This window comes from Synergistaceae bacterium, from assembly GCA_017540085.1.
GTDB lineage: Bacteria > Synergistota > Synergistia > Synergistales > Aminobacteriaceae > JAFUXM01.
The window spans coordinates 1-11,301 of record JAFYBQ010000038.1 but is presented as its reverse complement, the minus strand read 5'-3'; the positions used below and the strand labels follow the sequence as shown (position 1 = coordinate 11,301).

Here is an 11,301-nt window from a genome sequence, read left to right as displayed (position 1 = left end):
GTCAGACCCCGCCCCGGCATTCAGGCTGTATGAAGAGCTGTATACTTTTGCCGACAAGGTAGCAATTTCCGCAAAGACAAAGCGCGGACTCGCCTCCCTCATGGCCGCGTTAATGCCTCATATCCCGGAGGGTGAGCCGATTTATGACCCTGATATTCTGATGGACACGACAGAGAAATTCATGGCCTCAGAGATTATACGGGAGAAAGTTTTGATGTTACTGCGCGATGAAGTGCCGCATTGTGTTGCGGTTGTTGTTGACGAGTACAAAAGCCCGGAGGAATATCCCGACCGCAGGAAGCTATATATCCGTGCGACTCTGGTAACAGAAACGGAAGGGCAGAAGAAAATCATAATCGGCGCGAACGGCTCAATGATTAAGCGAATCGGAGAGGAGTCCCGGAAGTCTGTCGAGGATGTTACCGGGATTCCGGCGTATATTGATTTGTGGGTGAAGGTTGTCCCGGGATGGAGGAGAAATCCGGCGGCATTGAAGCGTCTCGGCTATGCGTAAGAGAAAGACCCCTCCCGTTTTCGGCGGAAAGGGTCTCAGAAAGAAAGGAACATTCCCACGTTAGCGTCTTGTCTTGAAGAAATCGTCAATGCTGTCGAGAATGTCTTTCGGGAGCATTGTTTTGAGGAGATATTTTTCCGGCTTGAATCTCAATACTTCCATAATGCTGCGCTTGTCGCCTTTTGCCGTCAGGAACATCACCGGAATGTTTGACGTGTTCGGGTCTGAGCGTATCATCTCCAAAACTTTCGGGCCGTTCACGATTGGCATCTCGAAATCAAGAAGTATCAGGTCAACTTTGTTCTTTGCCAGAATCGTTATGGCGTTCATTCCTGAGCTTGCGACAAGAATCTTGTAGCGTGTTGACAGAAGGCTCTTCATTGAGCGGAGCGCGGTTGCGTCATCGTCAACAATAAGAATGCTCTTAAACTCTTTGAGCTTGTCGACTGCTTCCCCTTCCTTCTGAAGCCTCTTGATTAGCTCGGCCAGGTCTACGGGGCGCGTGTACATCTGCGCTACATAGTCGGCTTTCTTGCCTATTATCGTGTCAAGCTCTTCCTGAGTCCCGATGACAAAGAAGCGTATCCCGCGATCCTCGACTAAATCCCGGATATATCCGAGTACGTCAATCATCAAATTGTCCTCGCCCTGCAGGTAGAGTATGAATATTCGCGGAATGTCGTCTTTCTTGTCGGGGGCGGCTCCTGCTTCTGCTGACTCTCCCTCTGCTTTCTCTGACTCCTGGCTCAATAGCGCGGCGACTTCGGGATCTATTCCTTCCTCATCGCTTCCGTTGTCCTCTTTCAGAAAGTTTGAGATTGCCGTAACATCGGGCTTCACCGTAAGAACCTCGAAATCCTGCGCTTTAAGGTGATTGATTATGCCCTCTGAAATGAAGCTGACCTTTTCTGTGATGAATAATATTTTGCTCATTTTTCCTGCATTCCTTCTTTCACGTTAAATATGTCCAACCCTGTCTATTATAGCCTACAATAGCTCTTCAAGAGTCCCCCAGTCCGCGCTTGTTACGCATTCTTTAATCTTCTCGAATTTGCCGCGCTCGGCCTCCGGGATTCGGTAATGCTTTGTTTCCTCCATTAGCCTGTCTATGTTGTCGAGGTCAAAATCTGCCGCGAACCCCTTAATCAGCGAATACATTTCGTGAAGGTCATCAACCGAAATTTCCGGCAATGACATATCCGGCTCATCATTCGCACCGAAAACTTTCGCGAGTTCCGGCTTGTAGCTCCTGTACAGCGACAATAACGCGGGAGTCTTGGACTCAATTTCGCCGATGTCGTTCTTGTCCCCGCAGGCTTCAAGATATTTTGCGTCATCAGAAAGTTTCAGCGCACCTACGAGACGGGCGGCACTCTTGAGGGCGTGTACTTTTATCGTGTAATTCTTGATGTCCTTTTCGCGTTCAAAGCCTTCTATTTCGTCCGCTTTCTTGTCGAGGGAGTTATAGAATATTTCAAGAGCCTGAATGAATGTATCCTCCGTTCCGCAGTTTGTTACGGCCGCGTTATAGTCGATACCCGGAATGTTTTTGTACTTTGCTGACCCGTCTTCAGGTTCGGGGGACTCTTCTGCTGTTTCTGTTACTGCGGCTTTCGGGGCGGGCGTGTCTTCTGTCATATCATCACCGCGCAAAACTAAATCAGGCGGGAGATACTCAAGCAATACCTGCTCAAGCCTCACAGTGTCAACCGGCTTTGATATATAGTCGCTGAATCCCTCGTCAATGTATAGCTGTCTCGCCCCTAATACAGCGTTTGCGGTCAGGGCTACAACGGGCGTGTTATAGTTCAGTCCGTCCGTCATCTTCTTCATGTTGTGGAACGCCTCAATGCCATCCATCCCCGGCATACGGTGGTCAAGAAATATCATGTTGTAGTGATTCATTCTCACCATCTGGAGCATTTCGAGACCGCTTGAAGCTGTGTCGATTTTGATTTTCGTCTTCTTGAGGAGATTCGCGAACACCAATAAATTCACATCAGCGTCATCAACAACTAACACTCTTGCGTTCGGTGCTTGGAATGACTGAGTAAACGTTTTCCCGTTCCTCGCCGCCGTCTGTGAGAATGCCCGCTCATAGTCTCCGAGAGGCTCCCACTTTATGACAGACTGCTTCACGTCAAATGCGAATGTTGATCCCTTGTGGAATACGCTCTCGACTCTCAGCTCCGAGTCCATAAGCTGAAGGAGCTTCTGCACGATTGGGAGTCCCAAGCCGGAGCCGTCCGCGCTAAATTTCCGCGAGGCTTCAACGTGTTCAAACGGCTGGAAGATGTCTTCTATGTCCTCTGACTTTATGCCGATTCCCGTATCACTCACGGCGCATTTCAGCAGTATGTTGTACGTGTCGAGAGTCTCATAGCCGATTGTGAGGGTTACTCCGCCGCGCTCGGTGTACTTTATGGCGTTGTTCAGGATATTCATTATCACCTGCCGTATGTGGTACTCGTCGCCGTCAAGTATTCGGGGAATCTTTTTGTCAACGTTCACGGTGAAGGTGAGGGATTTTTTCTTTGCCTGTTCCGCAGCCATGCTCACAAGGTCATTCACAAGCGAGCTTAAATCATAGCGCACAGGCATAATTTCCATTTTCTTGTCCTGCAATTTCGAGAAGTCTAATACATCGTTTATGATTCCCAGCAGGGCGCGTCCGCTTCTCTGAATCACTAGGGCATATTCGCGGATTTCGGGCCGTTCCTCCTCGCGTAGTATCATTTCGTTCATACCGAGTATTGAGTTCATCGGCGTGCGAATCTCGTGGCTCATGTTGTTGAGGAAGGAGCTTTTAGCCTCGTTTGCTGATTTAGCCTCAGCTATGGCCGTGTCAAGCCGGGACTGCTGATGACGGTATGAATACGTGTACATCAGGCAGAAGATAGCAAGAACTCCCGTAACAATCAGAATCGGAAGGAAGGTGTTTCCCGGAACAGCCAGCGAGGAATCTATCGAGGCAGGATAATACCGGGCGAATAATGCGTTTGCTACATACGCGAAAATCTCAAGCCCTGCCATCACAGCAGCTTCATCTGTAGGAAGGAAGCACGGAGTCGCAACTACAGCCAGTATGAAGAATATCGGCACCCCTCCGAACATACCGCCGTCAAGAAAGAATAATGACGTTAAGCCGAATATGAATCCCCCCGCCGTTAATGGGTAGGACAATTTCCGCAGTCTCTCAGGCTGTCCGGCTCTAAGGCATCGGACTGAGTAAAGGAACATTGCCAGCGACAGAAGAGAGATCACGAAATACGCACACGCGGATGCGACATGCCCCCCGCAGATTCGTATAAGCCCCGTGATTCCCATAGTAACAAAAGCTACAATGCCGAACGCGCAGAAACATAAAGCCGTAATATTATTGCCCGATGTATCAGGCTCAAGGATTAAATTTCTGATTGTGTGAGTATTCATGCCGTGAATAATATCACAATTACAGCACAGGTGCTACAGCCCTGAAATTTAGCGTTCAGGATATATAATACTCCCATCACATTCAAATTTGCTGAAGGAGTTTTTTTCACGTTGGAAGCTCATTACATTATAGAGTCAGAAATTGCCGTTATATTTCTGAGCGTTACACTATGCGTTTACCTTCAGATTATTTATTCGGGAACATCGTCAGAAAAGAAAGGGCTTCTCCGCTATGCCTACATGGTTACGGCCAGCGCGTTTGTTGATGTCGCAGCGTCAATAATTCTTGCTGACTCAAGCTCCTATTCACCCGGCGCAAAATATTTATGCTCTCTCGTTCTTCAGGCTGCTGACTGCGGAGTGTTCTTTGTGTTCATGCGGTACATGTCATATTTCGGGGCAGACACTCCCGGGCGGAGGCGTATGCACTACATACAGAATATACTTCTCGGCGTGTTCTTCTACCTTCAGTTAGCCGGGCATTTCACCGGGGCGAACTACTCAATATCCCCTGACGGAAAAATCATAGAGGGGGCATTGTGCAGTGTAATCACAGACGGCTTCATAGCACTGTGGGCGATTTGGGCATGGGCGGAGATATTCATGTACCGCAGAGCCTTCACTAAGGGACAATTCTGGGCACTGTGCGGAAATTTGGCGTTCTGCTGGGTGCTGATATTCCTACAGTCGCAGATGTTCCCTCATATCCCGGTGCTGTTCATAATTCTGTCGGTCAACCTGTATTACTTCTTCTTCCTTCTTGAGACACCCGCATACAGGGATTTAGAGCGCACACTAGACCGCCTACGCAAAGCCAAAGCCATCGCTGAGGACGCTAACCAGGCAGCAATCGCCGCGGACAAGGCAAAGGGCGAGTTCCTCGCGAACATGTCCCACGAAATTCGCACACCCCTCACAACAATTATGGGCATGGATGAAGTTATCCTGCGGAAATATGAGTCCGGCCCCGTCTACGAATACGCAAGGGACATTCAGAGCGCGGGCAATTCACTTCTTCACATCATCAATGACATTCTCGACTTCTCCAAAATTGAGTCCGGCCAGCTCGAATTAGCGTCAAGAAATTACGACTTAGGGCGCGTACTGCGTGATGTCGACAACATGGTGAAGATCCGCGCCGAGCAGAAAGGACTACAGTACACAGCGCAGATTGATGACTCCCTGCCTGATGAGCTTTTCGGCGACAGAATCAGAGTCCAGCAAATTATGGTAAACATCCTCAACAACGCGGTGAAGTATACGAAAAAAGGCAGCGTGAAATTCACATTGACCGGCGTAAAAGGCGATGACCCGTCATTAATTGTTCTTCATGTTACTGTTACTGACACGGGAATCGGAATACACGCCGAGGATATTCCCAAGCTGTTTAAGTCCTTCAGCAGGATTGACGCTAAGGAGACTCATAACATCGAGGGTACCGGGCTTGGACTGGCCATAACGGGACGGCTAATTGAACTCATGGGCGGAAGCGTTGAAGTTACATCGACATACGGAATCGGCTCAACATTCCACGTTGTAATACCGCAGAAAATTGTAGGCGCAAAAACTCTCAGGGAGTACGGATTAGAGTCAGGCCACAAGAAAAAGGAAGTCCGCAAGATTCTCAAAGCTCCCGGCGCAAAGGTGCTTGTTGTGGACGACAACGACATGAACAGAATCGTCCTGCGCTCGCTCATGAAGGAGAATGAAGTTACCGTAGACGAGGCCGAATCGGGGGAGGAATGCCTCAGAAAATGCGCGGAAAATCCCTATGACGTTATACTCATGGACTACATGATGCCGCACATGGACGGAAAACAGACTCTCCATAACCTTAAAGCCATGCCCGACTCGCCCGGGTCAAAAGCAAAAGTGATAGTGTGTACGGCAAATGCTCTTGTAGGAGTCAGGGCTGAATTATTGTCCGCAGGTTTTGACGACTTCCTCAGCAAGCCCGTGAACGGAAAAGAGCTTGAAGAAATGCTCGCGAAATATATCCCGACGGAGAAAATCACGCAGGGTTTGGAGGGATAATCCCTATGCTGACATATGGCTATAATGTATGGATTGAAGCTACCGTGATTCCGTTCTTGGGAGTCATGGCCGTGTTCCTCTTCATTCGCTACAGGACTAACGCTCTGATTAATACGCGCTTCCGGCTTCTTGCGCTGTTCACCTTCCTGTCCGCACTGCTTGAAGTCTCGTCGACTCTCCTCATTGACGGCTGGGGACACCGCCACACCGTGAACCTGACAATCCGCACGATGTATTACGCCTCAATTAACATCAACGCATATTTCCTGATGAGGTACGTTGAAGCGTATGTGCATGTCGACAACGCGAAATTCGCCCGCTTCAACAGAATGCTTCTTGCGTCAAGTTTCGTGATACTGGCTCTGAATCTCATGCCGGGCATCGGGGGATTCTTCTTCCTCATCGTTACGGACGGGGGACTCTTCCGGGGGTCATACAATACTTTATGGCGGAGCGTGTATGTCATATACTTTGCGGCTATGGCACTGTGGCTGCAGATTACGCACCGGGAATACTACACCGCGAAATCTCAGTTTGTCGTGCTGAATACTGTCGTGGCTGTTCTGATTGCCGCCAACATTGTGCAGTACATATTCATACGGACGGTGCTTTTCACATATGCCGCCGCCGCCGCTGTTCTGTTCGTGATATTCTTCTACTACGAGGCACCGAGCTACAGGAGTATGCTGACGGTAGAAAGGGAGCTTGAAGAATCCCGGCGGAAAGCAGAGCATTCGACCAGACTCAGCAGTGCCGCAACCCGCGCAAAAAGTGATTTCCTCGCTAACACATCGCACGAAATCCGCACACCTATGAACGCCATCATGGGAATGAATGAGATGATCCTCAAAGAAAGCCATGACCCCGAAATTCACCAGGCAGCGTTAGACATTCGCCGGGCGGGGACTCATCTTCTTTCCATCATCAACAACATTCTTGACATCTCCAAGATTGAGTCCGGGAAAATGGAGCTTTACCGGGCTGACTATCATTTGTGGCAGATGCTGAAAGACATTGAGGAGGGAAATTTTGAGGCTGTCCGCGAAAAGGGCTTGAAGTTCGTTCTTGATGTCGACAAAAATTTGCCTGAACACCTTTATGGGGATGAGGATCATATCCGGCAGGTCATCGTCAACCTCATCGACAACGCCGTGAAATATACCAACGAGGGCGCAATTACCCTCAGCGTAAAAGGCTCTGCCCTCGAACACAGCCGGGTCAAGCTCAAAATTTCGGTGAAAGACACGGGAATCGGAATCCGTCCTGATGACATCGGCAAGCTGTTTCAATCTTTCGAGCGCGTCAACATGGACGAAACGCAAAGCATACAGGGCGCGGGGCTTGGGCTGACTCTTGTCCGCTACCTTATGGAATTGATGGGCGGGACTGTCAGAGCTGAGAGCGAATACGGGAAGGGCAGTACGTTCACGCTTGACATAACACAGCAGTTAGCGCACGAGGGATTTCAGGGGACAATAGCGGAGTATGAGTCTCTTCTTGCTGACGAGGGAATGAGGACGGCGGGAGTCTCTCGTGATGACGGGAGGCCGTTCACATGCCCGGAAGCGCGTCTGCTTGTGGTTGACGATACCCCGGTGAATCTCGTTGTCGCAAAAGGAATGCTGAAGGAGTTTCAGTGCCAAGTTGACACAGCCGAGTCGGGCGATGAAGCACTAGACCTTATCGCGGCGAACCGCTACGATATTATTTTCCTCGACCACAAAATGCCCGGCATGGACGGAATCGAGACACTCACAAAGGCGCGGGATATTGACGGCCCTTCAAGACTGGCGAAATATGTCGCTCTCACGGCTCATTCAGGGACGGGACTGCGGGATGAATACATCAGCAAGGGCTTCAATGATTACCTGTCAAAGCCAATGAAGTCCGACGCTCTGAGGAAAATACTTGCTGCGAATCTCCCCGAAAATCTCAAAGTGAAGCAATAAATCATACGCAATAAACAGCGCGGTGAAAGGCAGCCGATAAAATTCATGGCATACCAGCAAAAAATTCCACACACGGAGGAATCTTTATGTACAATGAGAACGACAGCATGACGCTCGCGAAAATTTCCGCCAACATGCCGGGGGCGTTTATCGTCTACAAGAATAATGACGCGGAAGAAATCATTTACGCAAGCGAGGAGATAGCCCGTATATTTGAGTGCGACTCTGTTGACGACTTCATGAAGTTCACCGGGGGGAGCTTTGCTACGATCGTTTACCCGGAAGACATTGAAGAGGTCGAGACAATCATACGCAAGCAGATAGCCGCCACAGGAGGATTCGACTACGTAACGTACCGAATAATCACCAAGAACGGCAACATCAAGAAGATTGAGGACTGGGGGCATTTCGTCCGAGACCCGGAATTAGGCGATATATTCTACGTCTACCTTCACGACATGGACATACGCGAGCGGCTCACCGATTTATCCGGGCAGACGAGTTTACCCGAACCGAAAGCCGCGACAATCGACGAATTGACCGGGCTGTCTAACATGCGGGCATTCCGTCTCAACGCTCCGAACGTCATACGCGACTTCTTCAAGCGCGGAGGGAATCCCAGCTGCGTTTACATCAACATACGGAACTTCCACACCTACAACGAGACATACGGCTTCGCCGGCGGAGATCGTATGCTGAAGTCCATTGCGCGAATATTGCAGGAGACATTTCCGCAGGGACTCATAGCCCGTTTCAGCGAGGATCATTTCGCGGTGATTACAGCACAGGAGGATTTGAGCGGGAAAATTGACCGAATGTCTATCCGCGTGAACAATTTGCGGCGGGGCGTTGTTGTCGAAATGAAAGCGGGAATATATCAGATAAAGACTCCCGATATGGACATCAGCATAATCTGCGACTGCGCGAAAATTGCGTGCGACTCAATAAAGCACGAGTACGGCACAAGCTCGCAGATATATGACGGGAAAATGGACGAGAAAGTACAGCTTCAGGAGCATATAATTTCCTCGTTCGAGTCGGCCATGAGGGACGGGAAAATTCAGATATTCTTTCAGCCTGTTGTTGACGTAAAGACCGGGAAAACGGCTTCCGTTGAGGCTCTCACGCGCTGGGAGGATCCGCAGTACGGGAGATTAGCCCCGGCAAATTTCCTTTATGTTCTTGAGGAACAGAGGCTAATACACAAGCTGGACTCGTTCGTCATCAACAAGGTATGCGAGGAGCTTAGGCGGAGAAAGGACAGCGGCGGGGAAATGGTGCCTGTGTCGCTGAACTTGTCGCGGCTTGACTTTGAGCTTACTGACGTTGTGCGGGTGATTGAGGACGCTGTAGCAAAGCACAAAATCCCGGAGGCCATGCTGAGATTTGAGCTTACCGAGAGCCTTATAGCGGTTGACATGGACGCAATGAAGCGAGAGTCGGAAAGGCTGAGGCGGCACGGGTTCAAAGTGTGGATGGACGCATTTGGGTCGGGGTACTCGTCATTGAAGGTGCTGAAGGATTTTGCGCTTGACGGTCTGAAAATCGACATGGACATGATAAAGTCGGTGGATGATGACCGCGCCAACATCATAATATCGGCGGTTGTTGACATGGCGAGGAAGCTGGGAATCCCGGCATTGTCGAAAGGTGTCGAGACGCAAGAACAGTTAGCCTTCCTCAAGAAAGCCGGGTGCGACTTGGCGCAGGGGTACTTGTTCGGACGGCCTGCCCCCGCAAGGAACGTGAAGTAATCACCTACCCCCCTTCCGCTTACGCTCCCTCCCCCCTTGGCAGGATTACCCCCCTGTATCCCCCCTTGGCAAGGGGGACGAGGGACTCGCGCCGAGGTTCTTGCCTCCCCTGCGTAAGGGGAGGTGGCCGAAGGCCGGAGGGGTCGCAACCCTGCGAAAGGAGAGGGCCGAAGGGGGCGCGTAGGGGTGCGGGGGGCTTCATTGCTGACTGTGCGATGACTTCCACGACTTTATACCCTCAAGCCGTTTGCGGTAATGCGACTCGCTTCCCATTTCTGACGGGTGATAATATTCCCTGCCCCTGAGATTTTCCGGCATACATTCCATCTCCGTAATATGACCCTCGTAATCATGAGCGTACTTATACCCCTTCCCGTAATCTAACTCCTTCATTAACTTTGTCGGGGCGTTCCTGATATGCAGGGGGACAGGCTCGGCCATAGTGTGAAGTGCGTCATTCTTTGCCGACTGGTACGCGACATCAACCGCGTTTGACTTAGGCACGACCGACATATGAATTACAGCCTGCGCGAGGTTCACGGAACATTCCGGCATTCCGACAAAGTGGCACGCCTGATATGCAGCAACAGCCATCGACATTGCGCCGGGTTCAGCAAGCCCGACATCCTCAGACGCAAAACGCACTACACGCCGGGCGATATACAGCGGATCTTCTCCGGCCTCTAACATTCTCGCAAGCCAGTACAATGCCGCATCAGGGTCAGAATTTCGCATTGACTTGTGGAGGGCTGAAATCATGTTGTAATGCTCTTCCCCGTTCTTGTCGTAAAGCAATGATTTTCTTGATGTACACTGCTCTATGATGTCTGCGGTGATTTCCCCTCCGTCAGAATTTGCCGCGGCCATCTCAAGAAGCGACAGTGCCGACCGCGCGTCCCCGTTCGCAAACTCGGCAATGACCCTCAGAATGTCATCATCAGCCGTAACATTAAGGAGTCCGAGTCCCCTGCGTAACAGCCCAGTGATGTCGTCAACAGAAAGAGGCTTCAGCACGAAAACTTTGCACCGAGACAATAACGCCCCGTTAATCTCGAACGATGGATTTTCCGTTGTTGCCCCGATAAGGATAATGCTTCCGCGTTCGACAAAGGGCAAAAATGCGTCCTGCTGTGCTTTGTTGAAGCGGTGAATTTCGTCAACAAAAAGAATCGTGCGTGTCTTGAAATTTCGGTTGATGTCGGCCTGCTTCATGACCTCGCGGATTTCCTTAATGCCTCCTGTTACTGCTGAGAACGTTATGAAGTCGGCGTGAGTTTTCCGGGCGATGATTCCGGCGAGGGTAGTTTTTCCGACACCGGGAGGCCCCCAGAATATCATTGAGGGAATGTTGTCGCTGTCGATGATTCTGCGGAGAATTTTCCCCGGCGCGACTAGGTGAGACTGCCCGGCGAAATCATCGAGGGATTCGGGTCTCATTCTTGCGGCTAAAGGCTGGCTGTCCTGCAATGTGATAACGTCTGCTACGTAAAAAGTGTATTTTTGTGCTGTGTACACTCTTTCGAGTTTTCCTCGTTCTTTCCGCATTCCTGCGACATTTCCTGCTCCCTTTCGCCGCAACTACTCAGGTTGGTTCAGCAGTCCAGAGGCTTTAACTTCC

7 protein-coding genes are annotated in these 11,301 nt (G+C 50.4%); 4 read left to right on the top strand and 3 right to left on the bottom strand.

Annotated features, from left to right (window positions below):
* Window positions 1-514: GTPase Era (gene era / locus IKQ95_09635; protein MBR4196958.1), on the top strand; the 514-nt coding region annotated here is incomplete at its 5' end.
* 60 nt (window positions 515-574) lie between these two features.
* On the opposite strand, the gene IKQ95_09630 is transcribed toward era, so the two are convergent.
* Window positions 575-1,447: a response regulator gene (locus IKQ95_09630; protein ID MBR4196957.1), complete on the bottom strand. Its 873-nt coding sequence runs from the start codon at window positions 1,445-1,447 to the stop codon at window positions 575-577.
* Between the two features lie 54 nt (window positions 1,448-1,501).
* On the bottom strand, window positions 1,502-3,946 hold the full coding sequence (locus IKQ95_09625; protein ID MBR4196956.1) for a response regulator: 2,445 nt from the start codon (window positions 3,944-3,946) through the stop codon (window positions 1,502-1,504).
* Between the two features lie 111 nt (window positions 3,947-4,057).
* On the opposite strand from IKQ95_09625, the gene IKQ95_09620 reads away from it, so the two are divergent.
* The 3 genes from IKQ95_09620 to IKQ95_09610 all read left to right on the top strand — a co-directional run bounded on the left by IKQ95_09620 (window position 4,058) and on the right by IKQ95_09610 (window position 9,683).
* Complete coding sequence (locus IKQ95_09620) at window positions 4,058-5,980, top strand: response regulator (GenBank protein MBR4196955.1); 1,923 nt, start codon at window positions 4,058-4,060, stop codon at window positions 5,978-5,980.
* Between the two features lie 5 nt (window positions 5,981-5,985).
* On the top strand, window positions 5,986-7,929 hold the full coding sequence (locus tag IKQ95_09615) for a response regulator (protein ID MBR4196954.1): 1,944 nt from the start codon (window positions 5,986-5,988) through the stop codon (window positions 7,927-7,929).
* An 86-nt stretch (window positions 7,930-8,015) separates the two neighbouring features.
* Window positions 8,016-9,683: a GGDEF and EAL domain-containing protein gene (locus IKQ95_09610; protein ID MBR4196953.1), complete on the top strand. Its 1,668-nt coding sequence runs from the start codon at window positions 8,016-8,018 to the stop codon at window positions 9,681-9,683.
* Between the two features lie 198 nt (window positions 9,684-9,881).
* On the opposite strand, the gene IKQ95_09605 is transcribed toward IKQ95_09610, so the two are convergent.
* Window positions 9,882-11,228 (bottom strand): replication-associated recombination protein A, encoded by a 1,347-nt coding sequence (locus IKQ95_09605; GenBank protein MBR4196952.1) that lies wholly within the window; start codon window positions 11,226-11,228, stop codon window positions 9,882-9,884.
* Window positions 11,229-11,301 lie beyond the last annotated feature (73 nt).

Coding starts and splice junctions, on each gene's coding strand:
- IKQ95_09605 (MBR4196952.1), bottom strand. CDS start 11,228: ATGCGGAAAGAACGAGGAAAACTCGAAAGAGTGTACACAGCACAAAAA.
- IKQ95_09610 (MBR4196953.1), top strand. CDS start 8,016: ATGTACAATGAGAACGACAGCATGACGCTCGCGAAAATTTCCGCCAAC.
- IKQ95_09625 (MBR4196956.1), bottom strand. CDS start 3,946: ATGAATACTCACACAATCAGAAATTTAATCCTTGAGCCTGATACATCG.
- IKQ95_09615 (MBR4196954.1), top strand. CDS start 5,986: ATGCTGACATATGGCTATAATGTATGGATTGAAGCTACCGTGATTCCG.
- IKQ95_09630 (MBR4196957.1), bottom strand. CDS start 1,447: ATGAGCAAAATATTATTCATCACAGAAAAGGTCAGCTTCATTTCAGAG.